The organism is Arenibacter sp. F20364 (assembly GCF_023015905.1).
GTDB lineage: Bacteria > Bacteroidota > Bacteroidia > Flavobacteriales > Flavobacteriaceae > Arenibacter.
On record NZ_JALKBD010000002.1, the window covers coordinates 266,829 to 293,107 of the forward strand.

The 26,279-nt window shown below is 38.9% G+C and carries 23 protein-coding genes; 15 read left to right on the forward strand and 8 right to left on the reverse strand.

The window, feature by feature from the left end:
• Positions 1–68 precede the first annotated feature (68 nt).
• The gene (locus tag MWU84_RS02640) at positions 69–815 is read right to left on the reverse strand and encodes a uroporphyrinogen-III synthase (protein ID WP_246897908.1); all 747 of its coding nucleotides are present in this window, start codon (positions 813–815) and stop codon (positions 69–71) included.
• Positions 812–1,477, reverse strand: coding sequence for a DUF4271 domain-containing protein (locus MWU84_RS02645; RefSeq protein ID WP_281502491.1), 666 nt, complete (start codon positions 1,475–1,477; stop codon positions 812–814). The genes MWU84_RS02640 and MWU84_RS02645 overlap by 4 nt, the downstream gene beginning before the upstream one ends.
• 552 nt (positions 1,478–2,029) lie before the next feature.
• Between MWU84_RS02645 and MWU84_RS02650 the strand changes: the two genes are divergently transcribed.
• The 3 genes from MWU84_RS02650 to MWU84_RS02660 are packed head-to-tail and all read left to right on the forward strand — an operon-like array spanning position 2,030 to position 4,528.
• Entirely contained in the window at positions 2,030–2,758 is a 729-nt protein-coding gene (locus MWU84_RS02650) for a polyprenol monophosphomannose synthase (protein ID WP_246897910.1), read from the forward strand.
• Between the two features lies 1 nt (position 2,759).
• Positions 2,760–4,100: a dihydroorotase gene (locus MWU84_RS02655; RefSeq protein ID WP_246897912.1), complete on the forward strand. Its 1,341-nt coding sequence runs from the start codon at positions 2,760–2,762 to the stop codon at positions 4,098–4,100.
• Positions 4,100–4,528: a DUF4296 domain-containing protein gene (locus MWU84_RS02660; protein ID WP_246897914.1), complete on the forward strand. Its 429-nt coding sequence runs from the start codon at positions 4,100–4,102 to the stop codon at positions 4,526–4,528. The genes MWU84_RS02655 and MWU84_RS02660 overlap by 1 nt, the downstream gene beginning before the upstream one ends.
• Here MWU84_RS02660 and MWU84_RS02665 read toward each other — a convergent pair.
• Positions 4,509–5,516, reverse strand: coding sequence for an NAD-dependent epimerase/dehydratase family protein (locus tag MWU84_RS02665; RefSeq protein WP_246897917.1), 1,008 nt, complete (start codon positions 5,514–5,516; stop codon positions 4,509–4,511). The genes MWU84_RS02660 and MWU84_RS02665 overlap by 20 nt on opposite strands.
• A gap of 105 nt (positions 5,517–5,621) precedes the next feature.
• On the opposite strand from MWU84_RS02665, the gene tyrS reads away from it, so the two are divergent.
• Together tyrS and MWU84_RS02675 are read left to right on the forward strand one after the other, a co-directional pair.
• Positions 5,622–6,917 (forward strand): tyrosine--tRNA ligase, encoded by a 1,296-nt coding sequence (gene tyrS, locus MWU84_RS02670; protein ID WP_246897919.1) that lies wholly within the window; start codon positions 5,622–5,624, stop codon positions 6,915–6,917.
• Between the two features lie 70 nt (positions 6,918–6,987).
• The gene (locus MWU84_RS02675) at positions 6,988–7,518 is read left to right on the forward strand and encodes a hypothetical protein (RefSeq protein WP_246897922.1); all 531 of its coding nucleotides are present in this window, start codon (positions 6,988–6,990) and stop codon (positions 7,516–7,518) included.
• On the opposite strand, the gene MWU84_RS02680 is transcribed toward MWU84_RS02675, so the two are convergent.
• The 5 genes from MWU84_RS02680 to MWU84_RS02700 form a co-directional block, all read right to left on the reverse strand.
• Positions 7,513–8,487, reverse strand: coding sequence for an acyl transferase (locus MWU84_RS02680; RefSeq protein ID WP_246897924.1), 975 nt, complete (start codon positions 8,485–8,487; stop codon positions 7,513–7,515). The two genes, MWU84_RS02675 and MWU84_RS02680, sit on opposite strands and share 6 nt — an antisense overlap.
• A gap of 207 nt (positions 8,488–8,694) precedes the next feature.
• Positions 8,695–9,018, reverse strand: a complete 324-nt coding sequence (locus tag MWU84_RS02685; RefSeq protein ID WP_246897928.1) for a T9SS type A sorting domain-containing protein — start codon at positions 9,016–9,018, stop codon at positions 8,695–8,697.
• A 182-nt stretch (positions 9,019–9,200) separates the two neighbouring features.
• Positions 9,201–9,518: a T9SS type A sorting domain-containing protein gene (locus MWU84_RS02690; protein WP_031445542.1), complete on the reverse strand. Its 318-nt coding sequence runs from the start codon at positions 9,516–9,518 to the stop codon at positions 9,201–9,203.
• Positions 9,519–9,686: 168 nt separating this feature from the next.
• Positions 9,687–12,515, reverse strand: a complete 2,829-nt coding sequence (locus MWU84_RS02695) for a TonB-dependent receptor (protein ID WP_246897930.1) — start codon at positions 12,513–12,515, stop codon at positions 9,687–9,689.
• Between the two features lie 100 nt (positions 12,516–12,615).
• Positions 12,616–14,034 carry a hypothetical protein gene (locus MWU84_RS02700; RefSeq protein WP_246897933.1) on the reverse strand — a complete coding sequence of 473 codons (1,419 nt, stop codon included), beginning with the start codon at positions 14,032–14,034 and terminating at the stop codon, positions 12,616–12,618.
• A 326-nt stretch (positions 14,035–14,360) separates the two neighbouring features.
• On the opposite strand from MWU84_RS02700, the gene MWU84_RS02705 reads away from it, so the two are divergent.
• From MWU84_RS02705 to argC, 10 genes are all read left to right on the forward strand, one after another.
• Entirely contained in the window at positions 14,361–15,047 is a 687-nt protein-coding gene (locus MWU84_RS02705; protein WP_246897936.1) for a response regulator transcription factor, read from the forward strand.
• Positions 15,047–16,093: an ATP-binding protein gene (locus MWU84_RS02710; protein ID WP_246897939.1), complete on the forward strand. Its 1,047-nt coding sequence runs from the start codon at positions 15,047–15,049 to the stop codon at positions 16,091–16,093. Before MWU84_RS02705 ends, MWU84_RS02710 begins: the two co-directional genes overlap by 1 nt.
• Positions 16,094–16,313: 220 nt before the next feature.
• Positions 16,314–17,660, forward strand: coding sequence for an FAD/NAD(P)-binding oxidoreductase (locus MWU84_RS02715; protein ID WP_246897942.1), 1,347 nt, complete (start codon positions 16,314–16,316; stop codon positions 17,658–17,660).
• Between the two features lie 9 nt (positions 17,661–17,669).
• Positions 17,670–19,250 carry a 4Fe-4S binding protein gene (locus MWU84_RS02720; protein WP_246897945.1) on the forward strand — a complete coding sequence of 527 codons (1,581 nt, stop codon included), beginning with the start codon at positions 17,670–17,672 and terminating at the stop codon, positions 19,248–19,250.
• 148 nt (positions 19,251–19,398) lie between these two features.
• The gene (locus tag MWU84_RS02725) at positions 19,399–20,088 is read left to right on the forward strand and encodes a glycosyltransferase family 2 protein (protein WP_246897947.1); all 690 of its coding nucleotides are present in this window, start codon (positions 19,399–19,401) and stop codon (positions 20,086–20,088) included.
• A 1-nt stretch (position 20,089) separates the two neighbouring features.
• Positions 20,090–21,574, forward strand: a complete 1,485-nt coding sequence (locus MWU84_RS02730; protein WP_246897950.1) for a cellulose synthase family protein — start codon at positions 20,090–20,092, stop codon at positions 21,572–21,574.
• Between the two features lie 267 nt (positions 21,575–21,841).
• A complete protein-coding gene (mptB, locus tag MWU84_RS02735) occupies positions 21,842–23,227 on the forward strand; it encodes a polyprenol phosphomannose-dependent alpha 1,6 mannosyltransferase MptB (RefSeq protein WP_348647833.1) in 1,386 nt (461 codons plus the stop codon).
• Between the two features lie 217 nt (positions 23,228–23,444).
• The gene (locus tag MWU84_RS02740; RefSeq protein ID WP_246897952.1) at positions 23,445–24,074 is read left to right on the forward strand and encodes a GNAT family N-acetyltransferase; all 630 of its coding nucleotides are present in this window, start codon (positions 23,445–23,447) and stop codon (positions 24,072–24,074) included.
• 43 nt (positions 24,075–24,117) lie between these two features.
• Positions 24,118–25,308, forward strand: a complete 1,191-nt coding sequence (gene argG / locus MWU84_RS02745) for an argininosuccinate synthase (protein WP_246897953.1) — start codon at positions 24,118–24,120, stop codon at positions 25,306–25,308.
• Complete coding sequence (gene argC / locus MWU84_RS02750; RefSeq protein ID WP_246897956.1) at positions 25,301–26,275, forward strand: N-acetyl-gamma-glutamyl-phosphate reductase; 975 nt, start codon at positions 25,301–25,303, stop codon at positions 26,273–26,275. The genes argG and argC overlap by 8 nt, the downstream gene beginning before the upstream one ends.
• The last annotated feature ends 4 nt before the right edge of the window (positions 26,276–26,279 follow it).

A 26,279-nucleotide genomic window follows, 5' to 3' on the forward strand; every position in this document is an offset into this window, starting at 1 on the left:
GCTTGCCTCGGGTTTTTTTATTAAGCTCTACTGCCAAAGCAATTCTTAGGCAATATTATAGGCTTGAATTATTTCTTGTTTACATTAGTAATATATCTCTGTAGTGCCATGGTCATAGAAGGGGTTTCCGGGGTGGGAGCTTGAATGTCAATTCTTAGTCCGGCTTCCGTGGCCGCTTTTACAGTAGAATTTCCAAAAACTGCTATTCTGGTTTCGTTCTGTTTAAAATCAGGGAAATTCTTCAACAATGATTCTATTCCAGATGGACTAAAGAATACCAATACGTCATAGTACACATCCCTTAGATCTGAAAGATCGCTAATTACCGTTTTATAGAATATTCCCCTGGTCCAATTTATTCCCAAGCTATCCAAGGTTTCCGGAACAATTGGTTTAAGAACATCGGAGGATGGCAATAAAAATTTTTCGTCCTTATACTTTTTGAACAAGGTATTTAAATCTGGAAAATTCATTTTTCCAACATAAATTTTACGCTTGCGGTATACAACATACTTTTGTAAATAGTAGGCTACAGCTTCCGATTGACAAAAATATTTCATCGTATCGGGAACCTTAAACCTCATTTCCTCTGCAATCCTAAAAAAATGATCCACCGCATTTCTACTGGTAAGAATAATCGCAGTAAAATTATTAAGATCAATTTTTTGTTGCCTTACCATTTTCGCATCAACACCTTCCACGTGGATAAAAGGTCTAAAATCTACCTTTATTTTCTCCTTATCAATAAGCTTGGAATAGGGGGAATTTTCCATCTTAGGTTCTGGCTGAGAAACCAAAATCGTTTTTACTTTCATAGGTTTCGATCTATTATATAGTTACCAACTATGATAATTGGTGCTATTTCAAGAGCGCAAAGGTACAAAATAAAATACACAAAATTACTGGCGATGAAATTTTGATGATTTCGTAACGTTGTTGTCCAGCCAATGACATTTATAAGGAATACCATTAATAGACTTATTAAAACAACTGTTTTGGAATCCTTGAAAACATAATTTAACAGAAGATTGGCGAATAACATTACAATGCCGCTATAATTGAGGTATGCGAGTTTCTTAAAAATAATTTCAGTAATTATCTTGTTGGAATTAAAAATAAAACTGTTCCCTAGTTGCAAGAGTATTTTTGTAGTCAAAAAAATAAAAAGCGATATAAAAATAATACCGTATACCACGAATTGCTGCCCTTCGGGAATCTTGAAAAAAATTATGTTCACAAAATATAGGAAAAGGGAAAAATTTAGTAATTGGAAGACACTTAAAAATATACTGAACCAATTAAAGAGTTTGTCTTTCTTTTGGTAAAGGAAGATATATTTATTGTTGAACGGTAAGATGATATAGTTCAGGAAACGGCTATAAAAAGTAGTCTTAGCCAAAACCATAAAGAAGATACTGGAAAATAGGACAATAGTTATCCAATCTAAGTTGTATTCATTTCTTAATATAGCTTCCATTTATCCGGCCTAATTTTTATTTCCCGATATACCCTAAAACAGACATCATTTATTAAAACAATCTTTCCCGCTTTCATCGTATACGGCATTTGTTTGGGAGTTTTAAGTGGAAATAACGCACACTCCTTACTTTTTAGTGTTGGTACAAATCCAATTAAATCCTTCAAGACAAACAAGAGCGATCTTCTATTTTTTAGGATGCTTAAAAAATCTTGTCCAAACCTAAGCTTTTTTAAGTCTAAATCCATGGAAAAAGATAAGAAACCAATAAGGGCTGCCTTTTAGGCCATTTTAAGAAATAAACAATTGTTTTCTTGGGGGCATTTCCCTTGTTGGGACATCATAGCTTTCCACCGCACTCCTAGCAGACCACTGTACGCTTCATCGAGTTTATTTTCGGGAAAGTCTGTAAAGGGTGCTGTCAACAAGTTTTATTGGGTGGCCAAAATATGCATTTCCAATAATATGTAATCTTTAAAAAAAACATAAATTCTCCCTGATATTTCACTACAGTTTTTAAAATACTATTTTTGCTAAAATTGCAATACCTAGATGGCGGATAGCTTGGTCATTATTCCTACCTTCAATGAAATTGAAAACATTGAGCTCATAATTCATTCCGTCTTTGCTTTGGAGCAGGATTTTCATATCCTGGTTGTTGATGATAATTCTCCTGACGGTACGGCCGATGCAGTAAAAGCTTTGCAGGAAAAATATTTAAATAAATTATTTTTAGAGGTAAGACGCGATAAATCTGGTTTGGGAACGGCCTATATCCATGGGTTTAAATGGGCCATAGAAAGAAAATATGAATTTATTTTTGAAATGGATGCCGATTTTTCACATGCCCCTCCAGATCTTATAAAGCTACGGCAAGCCTGTATCGAAGGGGCGGATGTAGCTGTGGGATCGCGTTACAAAAAGGGAATTAATGTGGTCAATTGGCCCTTACATAGAATATTGTTGTCTTATGGGGCTTCATTTTATGTGAAACTGATAACCGGAATGAGGGTGCACGACCCTACTGCAGGATTTGTTTGTTACAGGAGAAAGGTCTTGGAAACCATCAATTTGGATTCCATTAAATTTATTGGCTACGCCTTTCAAATAGAAATGAAATTTAGGGCCCATCTTCAAAAATATAAAATTGAAGAGGTGCCTATTATTTTTACCGATAGAATAAGGGGGAAATCAAAAATGAGCGCTTCCATAATTAATGAAGCCGTGTTCGGGGTAATACAGATGAAGTTGCGCAGTTTGTTTCATAAAAAGAAATTTTAAGATGGGAAGAATACTTTTAAAGAACGCCACAATCGTAAATGAGAATAGAATATTCCCTGCCGATATATTGCTGGAAGATGACGTAATTCTTAAAATTGAGGACCTAATTTCATCTGATGCGGCCACCAAGGCCCTTGATCTGGAAGGGAAATATGTAATGCCGGGGGCCATTGATGATCAAGTACATTTTAGGGAGCCAGGTCTAACCCATAAGGGTACCATTGCTACAGAAAGTAGGGCCGCTGTGGCAGGCGGAATTACTTCCTTTATGGAGCAACCCAATACCAATCCCCAGACAACTAGCATTGAAGCTTTGGAAGAAAAGTTTGACATGGCAAGAAACACAGCTTTTGCCAATTACTCTTTTTTGTTTGGAGGTACCAATGATAATCTGGAAGAGATTAAAAAATTGGATAAGAATGCCTGTTCCGGGATTAAACTCTTTTTAGGTTCCTCTACCGGAAATATGTTGGTAGACAATGAGCAGGTAATTGAAAATATTTTTAGGAATACGGAGATGGTTATTTCCGCACATTGCGAAGACGAGGGTACTATTAGGGCTAATTTGGCCAAATACAAGGAGCTATATGGTGATGATATTCCAATTAAATACCATCCTTTGATCAGGAGTGCCGAAGCCTGCTATCTTTCTTCCTCAAGTGCCATAGCCTTGGCAAAAAAGACAGGAGCCAGATTTCATGTTTTTCATCTTTCGACAGGAAAGGAAACAGAACTTTTCAGGAATGACATCCCCTTGGAGGATAAAAAAATTACTGCAGAGGTATGTATTCATCATCTCTGGTTTTCGGAGGAGGATTACGATACTAAAGGAACCTTGATTAAATGGAATCCGGCGGTTAAATCTGCGAGCGATAGGAGCCAGCTTTGGGAAGCTTTATTGGACGATCGAATAGATGTAGTTGCCACGGATCATGCACCACATACTCTGGAAGAAAAGAGTAATATATATACTTCCGCCCCCTCGGGAGGTCCTTTGGTGCAGCATGCCCTGCCGGCAATGCTGGAAAACTATCATGCGGGAAAGATTAGCTTGGAGAAAATTGTGGAGAAAATGTGCCATAATCCGGCAAAGTTGTTCCAAATAAAAAATCGTGGATTTATTAGGGAGGGATTCTATGCCGATTTAGTGGTTTTGGACCTTAATGATTCATGGAAGGTAACCAAAGAAAATATCGCCTATAAATGTGGATGGTCGCCTTTTGAAGGAAGCTCGTTCAAATCCAAGATAACACATACCTTTGTAAATGGCCATTTGGCCTATGAAAATGGCAATTTTTCGAAAGAGCGAAATGCCATGAGGTTAACTTTTAATAGAGAGTAATGCCAAAATATTTAGTCGTCATTTTTCTAGGCTTGTTGTTTTCATGTAATGAAAAGGTGGTGGAAAAACCGGAAAACCTTATTCCAGAGGATAAAATGGCTGCCATTCTATATGATATTTCATTATTAAATGCAGGCAAGATAATCAATGAAAGTATTCTAAATGAATATGATATTGAGCCGATGGGCTATATCTACACCAAGTATGGTATAGACAGTGTGCAATTTGTAAAGAGTGATACTTATTATGCGGCTATGCCTACTATATACGAGGCTATTTATACCAAGGTGCAAGATAGATTGGTGGAGGATGAAAAGTATTTTGAAGAGCAAAGACAGCAGAAGCAAGATTCCATAAGGGAGGCTAAGGAAAAAATGAACCCCAACCTTAAAAAATCCCCCGATAATACTAAGGATTCTCTTCCATAAACTTTCTGCAGGACAGTTCAATGACGCCATCCAAGGCTTCAAAGGAATATCCTAAGTGTTCTTGGATTTTACCATTGTTGAACAATTGATTTTTTCGTAAGGATTCGATCGAGTTTTTGGTAAGTTTTCTTCCTTTGTTGGAAAAAATATTTCTCAGCCAATCCAAATGCCTTAGAATCTCCAATTCCCAAAATTTAAGGGCTCTATTGGGGCCAGGTTTGCCGAAGGCCCTGGTAATTTTGTCTAGAATTTCCTTGTAGGTCAGATGTTCGGCTACTAGGATATACTTTTCATTGGTTATGGAAGATTGCATTAATTGGATCATTATTTTTACTACGTCATTTACCGTAATAAATCCTGTTCCTCCAGGAGGATAGAATTTACGGGCCTTAAAAGCGGTGCTAAACAAAATGCCCGTTCCCGTTTTCCAAAATCCTGGCCCCAAGATAACTCCAGGGTTTACCATTACTACTGGGATGCCTTCTTGTGCGCCCCTCCAAACTTCAAGTTCTGCATCCATCTTGGTCATGGCGTATACATTGCTTTGTTGGGAATTCCAATCCGTTTCTTCGGTAGCCTCTTGATTACCTACGGTTCTTCCTATGGCGGCAATGGAACTTGTGTAACACAATTTTTCAACACCTTTGGCAATACATAGGTTTACAATGTTTTTGGTGCCTTCAATATTTACGGTGCGCAATAACTCGTAATCATTGGGGTTAAAAGAAATTAATGCGGCGCAATGATAAACATGTGTTATATTTTCAAAAGCAATTTCCAAGGCTGGGAGGTCGTTAAGATCTGCCTTTATCCAATTTATTTGTTGAAACAGTTCGAGGGATTGGTCCGTATAATACCCAAATACCTTTTCAACCTCTTTTAGGCTGCTCTTTTCTCTATGAATGGCTTTTACTGTGGCACCTGACTGCAATAAATGCAAAAGAAGATGTGCTCCTACCAAACCAGTACCGCCTGTGACTAAAATCATGGCGCAAATTTACTCAATTGCCTCCAATTTATTCCGTTTTCGGAAGGAGTTAAACAACCTATTATTTTATATTTGCGACTATTATTGAATTAGAAGATCTAAAGCATGACTACGAACTTTGTAGAAGAATTAACTTGGAGAGGAATGTTGCACGATGCAATGCCCGGTACGGAAGAACATTTGTTAAGCGGAATGCAATCCGCCTATGTGGGAATAGACCCAACGGCAGACTCCCTTCATATTGGACATTTGGTTGGGGTGATGATGCTTCGACATTTTCAGTTGGCAGGCCATAAACCTTATGCACTGATCGGGGGGGCAACCGGGATGATAGGTGATCCTTCAGGAAAATCTACCGAGCGGAATTTGCTGGATGAGACCACCTTGGCTCATAACCAGGCCGCGATAAAAGCACAACTTTCCCGTTTTTTGGATTTTAATAGTGGAAAGGATAACAGTGCCGTACTGGTGAACAACTATGATTGGATGAAGAATTTTTCCTTTTTGGAATTTATAAGGGATGTAGGGAAGCACATCACTGTGAATTATATGATGGCCAAGGATTCCGTTAAAAAACGTTTATCGGCCGAAGCCAAGGAGGGAATGTCCTTTACGGAATTTACCTATCAATTGGTGCAGGGATATGATTTTTTACATCTCTATAAGGAATATAATTGTACCCTTCAAATGGGGGGTAGCGATCAGTGGGGCAATATTACTACAGGTACCGAGCTGATACGTAGAATTGGCGGTGGCAAGGGATTTGCCCTTACCTGTCCTCTAATTACAAAGGCCGATGGCACCAAATTTGGGAAGTCGGAAGGGGGCAATATTTGGTTGGATTCGGAAAGGACCTCTCCCTATAAATTTTATCAATATTGGTTGAATACCTCGGATGAGGATGCCGAAAAATATATCAAAATTTTTACCTTTTTACCGAAGGAGGAAATAGGGGATTTGGTAAAAATGCACCAGGAAGCCCCGCATTTACGGGTACTTCAAAAGCGTTTGGCCGATGAAGTTACGGTAATGGTACATTCACAGGAGGATTTGGACAATGCTGTAAAGGCAAGTGATATTCTGTTTGGAAAATCGACCTCGAGCGATTTAAAAAAACTGAATGAAAAGACATTTTTGGAGGTGTTCGAGGGAGTGCCGCAGGCGGAGGTGTCCATGGAGGACATTAACAATGGCTTGGATATGATAGCGGCCTTGGCTGCAAAAACAGGCTTTTTGGGATCCAATGGAGAGGCTAGACGAGAATTGAAACAGAATTCCATTTCCGTAAATAAGGAAAAGGTCAAGGAAGATTATATTATTACTACCGACGATCTGATCAACAATAAATTCGTTTTGTTACAACGTGGCAAGAAGAATTATTTTGTGCTCGTTATTCAATAAATACTATATATTTTCCGGTTTATTCCCAATAAAATTGGGAGTTGTCCGTTAGGCTAATAAATTGGATCTTATGAAGAAGTGTTTTTTGTTTTTTATCGTATTTGCGCTGTTTATTTCTTGTGACAAATTGGATGAGCTTACCAAATTTGAGATGGATTTTGATCAAACAGTGGTAATTCCCTCATCAACAGGAGTAGATTTACCTTTTGATGTGTTTACCCCTGAAACCGAGACTAACTCTTCTTCCGAGTTCGAGGTCAATGATACCAGAAAAGATCTGATAGAGGAAATTGTCCTGAAGAAATTGATTATGACCGTTGATGTTCCTGAAGGGGAAGATTTTAGTTTTTTGGAATCGATCATCATATATATGTCCGCTGACGATTTGCCGGAGATTAAAATAGCTTGGAACGAGGAAGTGTCGGCTAATGCCGGGGAAGAGTTGGCATTGGTAACCACTACTGAAGATTTAAAGGAATATATTAAAAAAGATACCTATACCTTAAGGCTTAAAACGATTACCGACGAGTTTTTGTCCTCTGATTATGAAATTAATGTAGCGACTACCTTTTTTGTGGACGCCAAGATTTTGGGCTTATAATACCATTAAATTACAGCCTCGTATATCGGAATGGTCAAACCTTCCCAATATTTCAAAACTACCGTCGGAATGCACTTTTCCCAAGTCTTGAGTGGCAATAAAGCTACAGGAGTGAATGTTGGCCAGGTCAATGATATTTACACCTCCCGTTTTACCTGCTTTTTGCAAGGTTAAAGGGTCTTCGGTTTCACGTGTCAAGATTTTCATCCACTTAGGGGCACGGAAGCGTCCATTGCCTTGGGAATAGGCTTGGGACAAAAGCTCTGTCATGCCATATTCCGAATGGATAGCCCCTACCCCAAATCCATTTTTTAATAGTAGGTGCAATTCTTCCCGTATCAATTCCTTTTTGCGCCCTTTCATGCCACCGGTTTCCATAACTACGGTATTCTTTAGCTTAAGTTGGAATTCTTCCGCCATGTCCAATAAGGCAAACGAGACGCCCAGTAGCAGTACATTTGTGTTGTCATCCAACCTGCGCAAAGTCTTTTGTAAACGGTCTATATCATCCAAATAAAAGCCGCTGTCTGGATGTCTGCTTTTGTCAATAAGGTCGTTGGCCATATAAATTAGGGAAGAACCCTCCCTTTCCAGATAGGAAGGCAACAATGCCAATACACAATAGTCCTCTATATCGCCATAAAACTGCTTGAAGGCTGTTAGGTAACTATTTTCGTAGAGTTTTACATTTCGTACATGGTGCTTACTGACTTCGCTTCCAGTAGTGCCACTGCTGGTAAATGTGATCTGTGGCGTAAAGGTACCGGTTATTACTTTTTTGGATTTGAAGAACTCAATGGGTAGAAAAGGTATATCTTCAATAGTTTTAACATTGGAAACACTTTTGCCCAAATGCCTGCAGAATTCTTGATAGACCAAGTTTTCACGAAATTGGACCCCAAATGTTTTCAAGGCCATGGCCTTGAACTCTTCGTCCGTTGAAATTGTAAAAATAGTTTCGAGAGGCATATCTTAAATCACTATCACAAAAGTAATGATAACAACAGAGTGGAAACCCTAATTTATGGTTTTATTGGATATTGAGTTAAATCGCCCTATAGGAAAAGGTATGAAGTCCTATTAACGGTATTCCGATTATTGCCATTTTAAGAAGAAATTGATGTCTATTTGGGGTATGGCGAGAATCGTAAAAAGGAATTAGGCTACCAAGAGAGGCTATTTCACGACCAACTTTCTTGTCATCGTTACCCTGTTTTCGGTAATTTGTAGTACATATACGCCGGGCGACAGCTTGGATATATTTAGAAGGGTATTGGTAATACGGTCCTGTAGAACAATGCCACCAAAAACGTCGTAGATAACTACATCCTTTATCCCATTATGCTTTGTGGTAATATGGACCACGTCCTGATAGGCCGGATTGGGATATAACTTGAAAGTATTGGCTTGGGCAGTTCTGTCTAACGGCTCTTCAATGAATTCCTGTGCAGAAACGGCCATAGAAAATACCATGAACAGTAGGGTGTAAAATATTTTCATAGGTTAGTATTGATTTGGGATCAATACAGTAAACGTAGGAAAATATATAAGGAAGTAATAATAAATGTTGTAAAGGAGTGTTTTTTGTATGTGTATCCTTATTTCAAGTATTGCATTAAGGTGATAAGGGTTAAAAATCAGATAATTAGGTAGGTTGTGTAGCTGTTAAAAGTTGAGAAACACTATTTAATAATCAGCTTTCTCGTGGCTACTTTGTTTTTTTCGTTTACCCTTAGCATATAAACACCGGCATCCAAATCATTTACATTTAGTTCCGAACCAATAATGGTAGTTTCCAGTACTTGGGATCCAAAAATATCGAAAATTAAAATCTGTTTCGGAGCGTTCAGGGAAGTACTGATATATACCCTGCCGTTGGTAACCGGATTGGGATATATCTTAAACCCAGGAATATCCCCTCCACCCACATTGCCTTTAGGATCCTGTCCAAAGGAAATCGAGATAAAAAGTAAGGCTATAACTAGGTAGAGTTGCTTCATAGACACTTGACAACAAATAATATACCGTAAATGTAATAATTTTAGATGCAGCACGTTCGTGACACCTAAATTAATACGAAAAAATTCGATGAAATGCAAAAAGAGGCCAAATTCTATGTTAAAAAACACAGGGCTCGGCCTCTTTTTTATTAAAATTATTTTAGTAAGCTAGAACTTAATGTTGTAACCTAAAGAGAACGACCTTCCAGGACTTCTTTTGGAAAAAATCTTATTTTCAGCCTTGTAAGACTCGTACTCACTTTCCACATCATCATCTAAAAGATTACTTATTTTAAAACTTACACTCTGATTTTGATTTTCACCAAAACTTTTTGAGAAATTAAAGTTTAAATTGTTAAAGGGCATGGTATAAACATCGGGAACAAAACCGTTACCTACTACCTGTAATGTTTTTCCCTGTACATTGTAGTTCAGTCCCATTTGGATCCCGTTTTCAGCTCCCTCATAATTTAACCCGGTATTGATAAGAAAAGGGGATTGTCCCTGTAATTCCCTGTCCTTGCCCAAGGTTTCGCCATCTCTAAGTCCTAGCGTTCGTAGATTACGCTCGCTTTCGCTATAAACTTGGGTAGACTTAATGATAGAAGTGTTTACGTTTAAGCTAAAATTCTGAAGCGGCGCCGCTATGAAGCCTAAATTTTTTCTTAGTTCAAACTCCAGGCCGATTACGTCCGCATCACCTAGGTTTTGCGGGGTAAAGTTATCTGATGAGGACTCAAAATAGGTGAGTTCAATGGGATCGGTGAATTTTTTATAAAAGCCGCTCAATGCAATCATCTCAGCACTTTCACCAAACCATTCTACCCTAAAATCGAAGTTGTTGATATAAGTTGGGTCCAATTCGATATTCCCAATAAATGTGTTGTTGGATAGTGGATCGAAAATTTTGGCAATAGAGGCTTCTTTAAAGGATGGTCTTGCGGTAGTTCTAGAATAGGACCCTCTTAGGTTAACGTCTTCGGTAAGTTCATAAATTAAGTTGGCCGTAGGAAAAAGATCAAACTTATCTATAATGGTTTCATTATCATAAATAACCTTTTCTGGGTCATTAATATCCTTGTTGTCTTCCCCGGTATATCTAGATTCAAATTTTTCTACCCTTAAACCGATAATAGTTCGCAATTTTTGTCCAAGTTTAAACTCATTGGATGCGTAACCTGCAATATTTTGTTGTACAGCTTCATAAGTATTGGCTGGTTCTGCTACAGAGATGTCTGGATCAATATATGAACCAGAATTGTTGTTAACGGTCCAAAGATTTTCATCCAATAAGATGTTGTCTGCAACACCGTTGAATTTAGTGGTTGATCCATTGTTCTCTATCTCGTAGTTCAATATCCCAAAATCCCTTGTTTTGTATGAACTATAAGCACCAAATTTTAATTTGGCATCTTTCTCCAAAAAGTCATATTTTTTAGTAAAATCTAACTTGGCAACTGCATTGATCTCTTCCAAATCCCTCCAGATTCTTTTTGGCTGGCTATTTTGTGGTATAGAGTACACGTCATCTTCAACCCTGAAAGACGTTGTTCTTATGTCCTTATCCTGAATCTTGGACATGGTAGGGGAAAGTGCCCATTCTGTTGTCCATGAAGCATCCTCGTTGGTATGTGTACCAGATAGCAATGCATTGGTTATGGATCGCTGGGTATATTCCAAGTTATCTTTTGAGAAATTAATAAAATCGGTGAAATTCAGAGTCTGGCTAAAATAACCTGCAGTAGACTCTCCGTTTTGAAGATGCAGAAGATTAAGTTTGTATTTGGATTTGGAAGTTTTAAAAGAGGTGCCCAAGAGACCACTTACCAATACATTATTCCTGCCTATATCGCCAGTTTGTGTCCTATCCGTTTCCAATTCAAACTCGGAGGTGTCGGCATTTCTTCTGTAGAAATTGTTTTGTGCCCCTTCGTAAAAGGTAGTAGTGTTTTTATAGGACACAGAGGCCAAAAAGCCCAACCTGTTCTCTCCTTCGCCCACGTTGTATTGATTGCCTGTGGTGAAACCAAAACTGTAGTCCATTGCACTATTTGCTTTCATTGCAGAAAGTACGGGATTAAATTTTTTGGTTATGGCCGTTAATAATGGGTTGTATTCAAAAGTACTTGGAATATCCTGATTCCGGTTAATGGGAACAGCGCGGTTTCCGTTGTCAAATCCTAAGAAATCTGTGGAACTTCCTTTATAATCCAAATAGTTTTCATTAAAGTGCATGTCTGGATTATAACTGCCACTAAGCGAAATGCTATGTTCTTTTTTGGTGGGGTAGTCCTTGGTTACGATATCTACGATACCACCGGTAAAGTCAGCAGGTAAGTCTGCAGAAGCTGACTTAAGGACTAAGATATTGTCTATGATATTGGTAGGAAATATGTCTAACTGAATGGTGTTTCTGTCCGGATCCAATCCTGGAATATCCACGCCGTTCAAAATAGATTTGGTATAACGATCGCCAAGGCCCCGTACATATACATATTTACCTCCCTGTACCGAAACTCCCGGTACAGATTTAATGGCGCTGGCCACATCGCTGGAACCTGTTTTTTTGAAGGCTTCAGCGGATAGTCCGTCCAATAGGTTTACCGCCTTTTTTTGGATTCCCAAAACGGCAGTTTCGGTATTTTTTTTAACGCTGACGGACACCACTACTTCATCCAGGCCTTCGGCCAAGGTTTCCATAGTAACATTTACGTTGGTCACCTCATTGGCCTTAACCACCACATCGGTGATCTCCACGGTTTTATAACCAAGGAATGAAAAGGAAAGGGTGTGAGTACCTTCTTCAAGGGTAAGGGTGTAATTACCATCAAAATCGGAGGTTGTACCAATGGTAGTACCTTTGACCAGAATGTTAGCAAATGGTACTGGATCTTGAAAATCCGCATCTATCAATGTTCCAGCTACCTCGCCGCTTTGTGAAAAAATGAATTGAAAAATGAAAAAAGTAAAAGTTGAAAGTCTAAGTGAATATTTCATAAGTAAATGATAATTAAATCGTAATAAACCAAATGCCCGCCTTTGGGTATGGGCGAGCAGTTGGTCGTTATATTATAGGGATATGTTGTTTCTAATATTATTAGAAACTCAAACCTGTTTTAGCAAATGCATAGGTCCAAGAAAATACAGTAAGGTCGGCGCCTACTGTCTCGGCCCCAGCGGTAACTTCGGTAGTCCAATCAGCAGCTCTTTCTGTAAATGTTGGATCTAAGATGATTTTTGATTCCAATTCAACATCGTTTTCATCTTTTGCTACTTTTTCAGAGAAAATACTGTTGTCGAAACCTACCACTTCCCAAGCTTCAAAGATGACTTCACCATCCAAGTAATTCTGAGCCACATCATTGGCATCCAATTCTACATCTTTTCCAGACTGGAATCCAATGGCAAAGATGTTCTTGGTAGTACCCATGGCGTTACTTCTGTAATCAGCGTACTCACCGTCAGCAGCTGTTGAGCTTCCAACAATGGTGGTATTTTGTAAGAGGAAAGAACCATTTAGAGACCCTTCTGGACCATCAATTTCGAAGGCATGGTCAGAAGCTTCTCCTGCAACTACTAGCGAATTGTCTATGGTACCCGAATATGCTTGGTCTATGTCCAAACCATCATCCCCTTGTGCCCACACTAGTAGGTTACTTGCGTCAACAGTTCCGCCAAAGAATTCGATACCATCATCAACGTTACCTACAACCTCTATGTGGTTGATTTTAGTACCTCTACCAACAGAACCTAAAGTTAGACCGTTGATCTCGTTTCCTTCTCCTATCAAAGCGCCACCGTGACGGATAGAGATGTATTCCAATTCCCCAGAATTGTCATCGTCGTTTAATGCGCCACCGGGACCGTAAAGTCCAAAAGTATCATCGGCAGGAATACCTTCTATTTGTATTTCGGTAACATCGTTTTTAAAAGAACCGGAAGCTCTTCCCAAAACAATTAATCCTCCCCATTTTCCTCTAGCGGTTTCGTCCAAATTGGTTCCAGCTGTCTGTCCCACACCTATGTTGTCTTCCTCGGCGGTGAAGATAATTGGCTTTTCGGCAGTACCTACGGCCATAATCTTAGATCCTCTTTGAACAATAAGTGCAGAAGCTAATGATCCTGAACCTGGCTTACCCTTAATGATCGTACCTGGATCAATGGTCAAGGTTTTTCCTACCCCAACAACTACTTTACCAGCCAATACATATATGTTATCTGCAGTCCATCTAGTATCTACACTTATCTCTCCAGATACAGTAATTATTTCTGCGCAAGAACCTCCTACATCTACGCCAGTTTCGTCCCCATTTTGGATCCCGTCCTCACAAGTTGCCGTAGCTACGGTACATGGCTGACAGTTAGGTCCACCACAATCTACTCCGGTCTCGCCTTGGTTTTGAATGCCATCATTACAAGTAGCCACTACATCAGCTATTGGTGGTTCGTCATCATTACTACATGATGTAAAGGTTAAGGCACAAATGGCCAGTGCGGATAATAAAAGTTTTTTCATTTCAATTGAATTTTTCGGTTTCATTTTTCTTGAGTTCACTTGTTTTATTTAAACATGGCAAATAAATAACCTAACTGTAAAAGTCTTGTTACCCTCATATTAATAGTTTATTGTCTTAATGTTATGTGAATGTTACTATATTAAATCCATGTTAAGAGGTTTCGTGTAATAGTATTATCTTTACTTTTGGCGCGGATAACCAATAAATATTAAGGCTAAACGGGAGTGTTTTAAAGAATCATAATATTAGGATGTGATAAATTACTGTAACCGTCTTCAAGGAACATAAGTTGAAGAGGACCGTTTAAAGACAAAAAAACTAAGGCATGAAAAAAAAGGACATTAAGATACTTTTGGTAGATGATGAACCGGATATCCTGGAGATTGTAGGTTATAATTTATCCTCCGAGGGGTACGACGTTTTTACCGCAAAAAATGGTTTGGAAGGGGTAGCAAAGGCAAAAAAGAAAAAGCCCCACTTAATAATTTTGGATGTAATGATGCCGGAAATGGACGGTATTGAGGCCTGTGAGATTATCCGTAGAACTGAAGGTTTGGAAAACACCTTAATTACTTTTCTAACCGCCAGGGGTGAGGATTATTCGCAGATGGCAGGTTTTGATGCAGGGGCGGACGATTATATTACAAAGCCTATTAAGCCTAAGGTCTTGGTGAGCAAAGTTAAAGCGCTTCTTAGAAGGCTCAAGAATGAGGAGCAGGAGGTAGATGACATCTTTAAGGTTGGGGAGATAATTATAAATAGGGAAGAATATAAAATTATCAATCATGGAGAGGAAATTATCCTTCCCAGAAAGGAGTTTGAACTTTTGGCACTATTAACCTCCAAGCCAAATAAAGTCTTTAAGAGGGAGGTTATCCTAGATAAGGTTTGGGGCAATGAAGTGGTTGTAGGAGGTAGGACCATTGATGTCCATATTAGGAAACTTCGCGAAAAAATTGGTGACGATCATTTTAAAACGGTAAAGGGAGTAGGGTATAAGTTTGTTCTTTAATGGTAACTAGGATTCAAAAATCGTATAGATTTGCCATACGTACCACAATTGTAATTTCAATTCTCTTTACTGCGGTTTTAGGCATATATTTATGGAACAGAGGTGCCATGGACTGGTCACTCCTTGCCTTTGTGGCCGTAATTTCACCTTTTATTTCGTTTGTAGTAATTCAGCTGCGGGTAGAAAAATTTATCTACCGCAACATAGAGCGCATTTATAAAGATGTTTCCCTGCTGGAGTCTACCTCTTTGGCTCCCAAGACCATTACTACTGACATGAGGACCCTTACAGATGAAATAGAAAAGTTTGCCGAGGACAAAAAGATCGAAATTGATACCCTAAAAATCAGGGAGGAATATCGAAAGGATTTTTTGGGTAACGTTTCCCATGAGTTAAAAACACCATTGTTTACGGTCCAAGGTTATATTTTAACCCTCTTGGACGGTGCCATGGACGATAAGGGTTTGAGAAAAAAGTATCTTCAACGGGCCAACAAGGGTGTGGAGCGACTTATTTACATTGTAAAGGATTTGGACCTAATAACCAAATTGGAAGTTGGGGACCTAAATTTAGAGATACAGGATTTTGACATTTTGGAACTGGTCCGGAATGTTTTTGATCTTTTGGAAATGAAGGCGGCCAAGAAAAATATTACCCTAACTTTTGATATGGACTATACAGATCCTATCTATGTCAAGGCGGACAAGGAAAAAATTCAGCAGGTGGTTACCAATTTAGTGGTCAACTCCATTAAATATGGACAACAGAACGGAACAACTGAGGTCAGCGTTGAAAATTTAATTAAAAACAAGGTTATTATCCGGGTGACCGACAATGGGGAGGGAATTTCCAAACAAAACCTTGCCAGAATTTTCGAAAGATTTTTTAGGGTCGATAAAAGCGGGAGTAGGGCTGAAGGAGGATCTGGCTTGGGATTGGCAATCGTAAAACATATTATCGAGGCCCACAATGAAAAGATCTATGTGGAAAGTGTACTCGATATTGGGTCGGAATTTTCCTTTACTTTGGAGAAGGCAAGCGAATAAATCTTTACTCTAAATTCTATTTATTTTTTTACCATAGACTGTGGCTGTAGTTTTATGTACTAGCCAAGGACAATTGTACTTTATAGCTAAAATTGTAGCTTGAACTTTTTTTAGGTGTTCTCCAACAAAGCTTTCCATTAGCTTGAACAATTCTAAATAAGAACCGAACAATTAAGTTATTATCTTTAGATACGACCTAGTACATATCAACCAAAATCCTATGGAACACATTGTAATTATTGGTAATGGAATCTCCGGAATTACGGCAGCGCGCCATATTCGAAAACTGTCCGACAAAAAAATCACCATTATTTCTCCAGAAAGTGATTATTTTTTCTCTAGGACGGCGCTGATGTACGTATACATGGGTCATATGAAGTTTGAGCATACCCAGCCTTACGAAAATTGGTTCTGGAAAAAAAATAGGTTGAATTTGGTCAATGCTTATGTAACAAAGGTAGATACGGCCAATAAAACGCTAAAGTTAAAAAGTTCCGAGGATATTAAATACGATAAACTTATCATCGCCTCAGGCTCCAAATCCAATAAATTTGGGTGGCCCGGACAGGATTTGAAAGGGGTGCAGGGATTGTATTCCAAACAGGATCTGGAATTGTTGGAGGCCAATGCGCCAAACAATGAAGTCTGTAAAAGGGCAGTAATCGTTGGGGGTGGATTAATTGGGATCGAATTGGCGGAAATGCTTAGGAGTAGGGATATCCCAGTGACATTTTTAGTGCGTGAAAGCAGTTTTTGGAACGGGGTGTTGCCCGAAGGCGAATCCCAAATGATCAATGAACACATTCTTGAACACCATATAGATCTCAAATTGAACACTAATCTCAAAGAAATTATTTCGGATGAAAATGGTTGGGCAAAGGCAGTAGTTACCGATAAAGGGGAGACGATTCAGTGTACGGTGGTAGGGTTGACCGCAGGGGTTACTCCTAATATTGAATTCCTTAAAGGCTCTGGAATAGAGCTGGGCAAAGGGGTAAAGGTCAATACCTTTTTGGAAACCAATATAGCTGATGTCTATGCTATTGGGGATTGTGCCGAACAACATAAGGCTATTGGCAACCGCCGACCGGTGGAGGCCGTTTGGTATACTGGAAGAATGATGGGCGAAGTCTTGGCACAGACCATTTGTGGCAACAAAAGGGCTTATAAACCGGGGCATTGGTTTAATTCAGCAAAATTTTTGGACATAGAATACCAAACTTATGGTTGGGTATTTAGCGGAAAATCCAAAAATGACCAAGAACAACATTTTCATTGGCGCCACCCCGTGGAAAAAATTTGTGTTACGATCGCCTTCCACAAAGAGACAAAGCAGTTTTTGGGCATCAATACTTTTGGAATTCGGATGCGCCATGAAATTTTGGATCGATGGCTTACAGAAAAAAGAAACATAGATTATGTGATGGAATATTTGAAGGATGCCAATTTTGACCCCGAATTCTATGCCCAATACGAGGAAGACATCGTTTCCCTTTACAATTCACTTTACGGTGCCAATATTACACCCAGGAAGAAAAGTTGGAAACGAATTTTTAGTAATACATAAGATTTCAAGATGCAAATAATTAAAAAAATAGGGCTTTTTATCTTTCTAATGGGGCTTACCATATTTACAATACTTCCGTTCGTTGGGGAGTTTAAGGTAACCTCCGCAACTTTGGATCAAATAATTATGGACAAAGGAATTGCTAGTGAAATCTTTGTTCAGGGTATGAAGAAAAATGTGGTGGGGCAAGAGTTCCATGGCATGCTTTCATTATCGCCCCAAATAACCCAGATACTTGAAACAGCCAATGCCCAACATAGAGAGAACAAGGAATATAAAAAGGTCATCTATACTGGTCCGCACGATATGGCTGCCACAGTGGGAAAAGCCTCTGGAACTGGTTTTATTGTGGAAAATAAGGGACTTATGTGGTTCTTGACCTTTGGTCTTGGAATATTGGGATCCTTACTTTTTATTGTTCCCAACATAGTTTTATTAGGTAAAAAGGGAATTAAAAATAATGGCATTTACCATGCAAATGCTACCAATAGGGGATGGATTGCCTGGATGGTATTTGTTTTTCTGGTTTCTTTTTATTTGGTGCTTTATTTCCGTTCGGAGTATGCCGTAAATTGGACTTACCTAGTGGATCCCATCAGCGAATTTCTAAGTGGAAATCCTGCCGGACATTGGTTTGTTTATGGTTTTATGTATTGTACGGTGATGACCGTTATGGCAGTTCGCATGTATATAAAATACAGGCATAATATGTATCAGATGGTTCGTACCACCTCGGTCTTGTTCTTTCAAATAGTCTTTGCCTTTCTGATTCCAGAAATAATGGTGCGCCTCCAAATGCCATATTACGACTTTAAAAATGCCTTTCCATTGGATTACGATTTCTTTTTCCAATGGAATTTGAAATCCTTATTGAACAGCGGCGGAATAGGACTCTTTATTCTAGTTTGGGGTATAATTCTTACTTTGGTAATTGTGCCCGTTATGGTCTATTTTTTTGGAAAAAGATGGTACTGTTCCTGGGTCTGTGGATGTGGTGGATTGGCAGAGACTCTGGGTGATCCCTATAGGCAGCATTCCAGCAAGTCCCTATTTTCATGGAAAGTGGAAAGATGGTTGGTACATGGCGTATTGGTCTTTGCCGTGGGAATGACCTTGATGACGCTCTACAGTTTCTTTACGGAGTCCGGTACAGTGTTGGGTTTAAAAACCCAGAGTGTACAAAATACCTATAGTCTTTTGATCGGTGCATTTTTTGCAGGAGTGATAGGTACCGGCTTTTATCCGATTTTCGGAAATAGGGTTTGGTGTAGGTTTGGTTGTCCCTTGGCAGCCTATTTGGGATTTGTACAGCGCTTTAAGTCGCGCTTTAGGATTACCACCAACGGAGGACAATGTATTTCCTGTGGTAATTGTTCTACCTACTGTGAGCAGGGTATAGACGTTAGGGCCTATGCCCAAAAAGGGGAAAATATTATCAGGTCTAGCTGCGTTGGTTGCGGTATTTGTTCCGCGGTTTGCCCAAGAGGGGTCTTGAAATTGGAAAATGGACCGCTCAAAGGAAGAATTAACCCTACGGAAATTCTTTTGGGGAATGATGTTGATCTAATGGATCTGGTCAATAAAAAATAATCCTTTGGTGGGTGTTGAAATAATTGTTGCAACCCTTTGAGGTAGCTACATAGATTGATGAAAGTATTGATACCTTTGCGCGATCAAAATTTTGGATGCCCAAGAATCATAACAATAGATAAATAAGAACGACCCATCAATTACGCTAATGACCGATATAAAAGTAATTATCCCTGCCTACAATGAAGCTGATTCCATAGCGAATGTCATAAAAGATATCCCAAAAAATGTTTCTGAAATTATTGTTGTAAATAATAATTCTACGGACGACACGGCTCTGAATGCAAGGGAGGCCGGGGCCACTGTTCTCACCGAGGATAGGATGGGATATGGCTATGCCTGCCTTATGGGAATTAATTATATTTCCAAACAATCCAAAACACCCGATATTATCGTATTTATGGACGGAGACTATTCGGATTATCCCGAAGAACTTTCCAAAGTGGTAAAACCCATAGTGGAAAACGATTTGGATTTCGTTATTGGGGCCAGGACAAAGGCCTTGAGGGAAGAAGGATCAATGACCCCGCAACAGGTTTTTGGAAATGCCTTGGCTACCACTTTAATGAAATGGTTCTTTGGAGCTTCTTTTACTGATTTGGGTCCGTTTAGAGCCATAAAGTACGGGAAGCTTTTGGAGCTGGAAATGGAGGATAAGACCTATGGTTGGACCGTGGAAATGCAGTTGAAAGCTCTAAAAAAAGGTTTTACATATACCGAAGTACCAGTGCGTTATAAAAAAAGAATTGGCATATCAAAAGTATCAGGTACTGTAAAAGGTACTATCTTTGCAGGCGTAAAAATCCTAGGTTGGATATTTAAATACAGTTTAAAATAATATGGGACTAACAATTACTTACTTTATCATTGCGATTTACAGTATTTCCTTACTATTAATATTCTTTTATAGCTTGGCCCAGCTTAATTTACTGGTCAACTATTTAGGGTATAAAAGGAGAAATAAGGAGGCTCCAAAATACAATTTATTGGATCCAAAAGAGATTCCATTTGTTACCATACAACTACCTATATATAATGAGGAGTATGTAGTGGAGCGTTTGTTGGACAATATTTCCAAAATAGAATATCCAATGAGCAAGTTGGAAATCCAGGTTTTGGATGATTCCACAGACGATTCTGTTCTGGACACTGCTAAGAGAATAAAAGCGCTGCAGGAAACAGGACTGGATATACAGCATATTAGGCGGACCAACCGGCAAGGCTTTAAGGCAGGTGCCTTAAAAGAAGGTCTAGACATGGCCAAAGGAGAGTTTATAGCTATTTTTGATGCAGATTTCTTGCCTTCAAGTGATTGGTTGAAGAAAACCGTTATTTATTTTAAAGATCAGGAAATTGGTGTAGTTCAAACAAGATGGGGGCATATCAATAGGGAGTATTCTACCTTGACCCGTATACAGGCTTTTGCTTTGGATGCCCACTTTACATTGGAACAGGTAGGACGTAATGCCAAAGGACATTTTATAAATTTCAATGGTACCGCTGGTATTTGGAGAAAAGAATGTATCCTGGATGCCGGAAACTGGGAGGGTGATACCCTTACCGAGGATTTGGATCTAAGCTACCGAGCACAATTAAAAAACTGGAAATTTAAATATTTGGAAGATGTTGAGACTCCAGCAGAACTTCCTGTAGTAATCAGTGCAGCTCGTTCCCAGCAATTTCGTTGGAACAAAGGTGGGGCGGAAAACTTTAGGAAAACTGTTTGGAGCGTTATTTCCGCTAAGAACATTTCGTTCAAAACCAAGTTTCATGGGGTAATGCACTTGTTGAATAGCTCCATGTTCCTATGCGTATTTTTGGTAGCACTGTTAAGTATTCCCATGATGTATATTAAGAATACCTATGGTCACTTAGGATGGGTTTTTGAGGCTACCTCCTTTTTTATTCTTAGTACTGTAATCCTATTCGTTTGTTATTGGTTTACCTATAAGAGTATACAGGGCAGTAGTTTAGATAATTTTGTGGATTATATAAAAATCTTTTTTACGTTTTTCTCCGTAGCGCTTGGATTTTCTTTACACAACTCCATTGCGGTCTTGGAAGGTCATATGGGTAAAAGATCTGAGTTCGTTAGGACTCCAAAATTTAATTTGAACAATCTAACGGACAGTTGGAAGGGCAATAAATATTTGGCCACCAAACTCTCCCCTAATATGATCTTGGAAGCGGCCCTAATGCTTTACTTCCTTTTTGGAATGTACAGTGCAATTCCATTGAATGATTTTGGACTTTTTCCATTTCATTTTATGTTATTTCTGGGCTTCGGTTATGTATTCTTCAAATCCCTTTTGGCTAGGGCCTAACTAAAATTTATAGATGCTAGTAAAAATCCCTGTTCCTCACTAAGGAACAGGGCTTTTATAATTTTGAAATCGTTAAACAGGTTTATATCCTTAAACCATTAGTTGCGAAAGAGATAGGTCTAACCCTGCTGCTGCATTGAAGAGTAGCTCACAACTACTTACATTGGTAAATTTCAAAAAAATGATGTTTACATTGCCAAAATCAAAATTAGAAGAGCTGTTATTTGATAATTTCATTTAAATTTGGGAGATTGCTGAAATAATAAAGTGACCAAAAACTACCAGACCAATATGATCCAAAGGGCCATTTCTTATTGGAAACTTCACCGGATTCCAATTTTAATGGTGCTGCTAAGCAGCCTCTTCTATATTTCCTTTGGTTATCATTTGGATAGGACCGATTTTGTGAAGCTGCTGAGTTTATATTTGGCCTTGTTCTTTTTGTGCTATAAGCTGATTCAATTCGAAAAATGGAACTTTAAATTTTTGGCTATCACCGGGACACTTTTCCGGTTAATATTACTTTTTACGGAACCCAATCTTTCCCAAGATTTTTATAGATTTATCTGGGATGGGCAATTGATCAACAATGGAATGAGTCCTTACCTTCATCTCCCCAAGGACTTGATAATTCAGAACGGCCAACTCATGCACAATTCCGCAGAATTGGTAAGTGGCATGGGAAGCCTCAGCGCATCAAATTATAGCAATTATCCTCCATTGAACCAGTTTATTTTTGCCATGTCAACTTGGCTGTCAGGAAAGAGCGTGGTGGGAAGTGTATTGGTCATGAGGACCGTTATTATTCTGTCCGATTTGGGAATTCTGTATTTCGGTCGCAAATTATTGCAGAAGCTCAATAGATCTACCCATCTTATCTTTTGGTATTTCTTAAACCCCTTGGTTATTTTGGAGCTAACTGGAAACCTCCATTTTGAAGGGGTAATGTTGTTCTTTTTTATTTGGGCCATGTATCTTTTATGCAATAAAAAATGGCTCTTGGCCGGTATTGTATATGCGCTTTCCATCTCCATTAAATTGGTGCCTTTACTATTTCTGCCTTTGTTTCTAAAATATTTTGGGTTCAAGAAAAGCATGCTTTTCTATGCTGTTGTGGGTATAACAACCGTCCTTTTGGTACTCCCATTCTATTCCCCGGATTTTGCCGATAATTATATGCAGACGGTAGGGCTGTGGTTCTCCAATTTTGAATTTAATGCCGGTTTATATAATGCAATAAAAAAAGCGGCGGTGAATTTCGGCTCCAAACCTTGGGAACTCATCAAGGATTATGGAAAAATTACGCCCATCATCGTCATTGCCTCGGTGTCCCTGATTACTTTTTTCAGGGACAATAAAAAGATTTCAAGCGTGTTGACTTCCATGCTGTGGGTGTTAACCTTGTATTATTTTTTGTCGGCTACCGTACACCCATGGTATATTATTTTCTTGGTACTTTTAAGCCTGTTTACCGAGTTTAGGTTTCCCATGGTTTGGTCCTTGAGCATCATATTGAGCTACTGGGCCTATTCCAATGAAGGATTTACGGAGAATTATTGGTTGTTGTTTGTTGAATATATTACAGTATATGGTTTTATGACGTATGAAATTGTTAGATTACATAACAAAAAGTTATTATTTAGTAAAAATTGACACATCAATCCCAATAATTCATTTTTATTTGTACTTTTGATGGTATAATGAATAACTCATATTACATACTTAACGTAAACAAGGTTTCCAGCCTTGCTTATTCATTTACGCCTACACGTCGTCGCCCGTAAGGGTGCGCTTCTTTTATGGAAATAGGTGAGTCCATTTCCCTCTCAAAAAAAATAAATTATAATTTTAATTTTAAAAGCAACATTCAATGAAGATTGTTATTGCTAATGATTCCCATTTTAAATATGCCGAGGTCATCTGCGAAACTATTGCAGAGTCGGCCAAAGTACGCGGTACCGGGATTGCAAAGCGTACTCCTGAATATATTCAAAAAAGACTGCACAATGGTAATGCCATTATTGCCTTGGATGGCGATAAGTTTGCTGGTTTCTGTTATATAGAGGTTTGGGGGCATGAAAAGTTTGTCGCTAATTCAGGTCTTATAGTACATCCTGATTACAGGAATCAGGGATTGGCAAAGAAAATAAAAAAGGAGATTTTTGACTTGTCCAGGAGTAAGTTTCCCAATGCCAAAATTTTTGGGATTACTACTGGCTTAGCGGTGATGAAGATGAATTATGAACTTGGCTATAAACCGGTAACCTTTTCGGAACTAACTACAGATCCCGAGTTTTGGAAAGGTTGTCAGACCTGTAAAAATTTCGATATCCTAACTAGGACAGAACAAAAAATGTGTCTTTGTACAGGAATGTTGTACGATCCGGAAACCAAAGCCAAGGAAGCCCTAAAGGAGCCCAAGGAAAAATTGAATTCCAAGGCCTTTCAAAGATTAAAAAGTATAAAGGAAAGTCTGTTCCTAAGCAAGAAAACAAAATAGTTATTCAAGATTACAGTAAAATAAAAATAATATTAAGATTAGCATGAAGAAATTAGTTTTAGCATATAGTGGTGGTTTGGATACTTCCTATTGTGCCAAGTATTTATCAAAGGATCAAGGTTTTGAAGTACATGCCGTAAGTGTTAATACCGGTGGCTTTTCAAAGGAAGAAATAGATAGTATTCATAAAAAAGCCTTGGAATTGGGAGCCACCTCCTATACTTCCATAGATGCGGTAAACACTTTTTATGAAAAGGTGGTGAAGTTCCTAATTTTCGGTAATGTACTTAAGAACAATACCTATCCACTATCAGTTAGTGCTGAGCGAATTGTTCAAGCCATTGAAATTGTGAATTATGCCAAAAAAGTAGGCGCCAAATATATTGCCCACGGTAGTACCGGGGCTGGGAATGATCAGGTTAGGTTTGACATGATCTTTCAGATCATTGCTCCTGAGATTGAGATTATTACCCCAATACGCGATAATAAATTGGCCAGGGAGGTAGAAATTGAATATTTGAAGAAGAATGGTGTAGACTATCCTTGGGAGAAGGCAAAATATTCTATCAATAGGGGCCTTTGGGGTACCTCTGTAGGGGGCGAAGAAACACTTACTTCGCACAAGTCCCTACCGGATACTGCCTATCCGAGCCAACTGCAACAAACAGAACCCACCCAGTTGAAACTTACTTTCCATAAGGGAGAATTAATTGCTTTGGATGGTGATAACGATACCCCTGTGAACAATATCGTAAAATTGGAGGCTATTGCTTCCAAATATGCCATTGGTAGGGACATTCATGTTGGGGATACCATTATTGGTATAAAAGGTAGGGTTGGATTTGAGGCGCCAGCGTCTTTGATCATTATAAAGGCCCATCATTTGTTGGAAAAGCACACCTTGACCAAATGGCAGCAGTACCAAAAGGAAATGCAAGGTAATTTCTATGGGATGTTGTTGCACGAAGGAAATTATTTGGATGAGGTAATGCGTAATATCGAGGCCTTCTTGACCGATACCCAGAAGAACGTTAGTGGCGATGTCTTTGTGAGTCTTCACCCTTATCGTTTTGAATTGGACGGGATATCTTCCCCTCACGACCTTATGAATGCCTCTTTTGGTAGTTATGGCGAGATGAACAAAGGTTGGACCGCAGATGACGCCAAAGGTTTTATAAAAATACTTTCCAATTCTGGAAAAATATATAACCACGTAAATCAGAATCATGATTAAGGTAGGAATTATAGGTGGTTCAGGGTATACTGGTGGCGAACTCATCAGAATTCTCCTTAACCACCCCAATGCAACTATAGATTTTGTTTTTAGCACTACTCGGGCGGGTAAAAAGATTACCACGGCCCACCCGGATTTGTTGGGGGTAACCGATCTTGTATTTACTGGGGAGGTCAATAAGGATGTCGATGTGGTATTTCTATGTCTTGGGCATGGGAACTCTACCAGTTTTTTAAAGGAGAACGAGTTCTCCAAAAACACCAGGATCATTGATCTAAGTAATGATTTTAGATTGGAGGCCGATGCCGTTATAGATGGAAAAACTTTTGTTTACGGCTTGCCCGAGCTGAAAAAGGAAGAAATTAAAAAGGCAAAATATATTGCCAATCCAGGTTGTTTTGCTACGGCTATACAGTTAGCATTATTGCCCTTGGCAAAGGCCCATAAATTGGATAGGCCAGTACATGTCAATGCCGTTACCGGAAGTACAGGGGCGGGGGTAAGCCTTTCGGCTACCTCACATTTTAGCTGGAGGAACAATAACGTATCCTGGTACAAGCCATTTACGCATCAGCACTTGGGGGAAATAAATGAAAGTCTGCACAGTCTTCAGGAAAATACCGGGGAAATTTTTTTCCTGCCAAACAGGGGAAATTTTACCAGGGGGATTTTGGCTACGGCCTATACCGAGTTTGACGGGAGTTTGGAAGAGGCCTATGAATTGTACAAGGATTTTTACAAGGATGCCGCTTTTACACAAGTAACCGAAGAGGACATCAATCTAAAACAGGTGGTGAATACCAACCAATGCCATATTCATTTGCACAAGCACAATAACACCCTACTGATTACCTCTGCCATAGACAATTTGTTGAAAGGGGCTTCGGGACAAGCGGTGCAGAATATGAATTTAGCATTTGGATTTACGGAAACGGAAGGCCTTCAATTAAAAGCAGGGGTATTTTAATGTT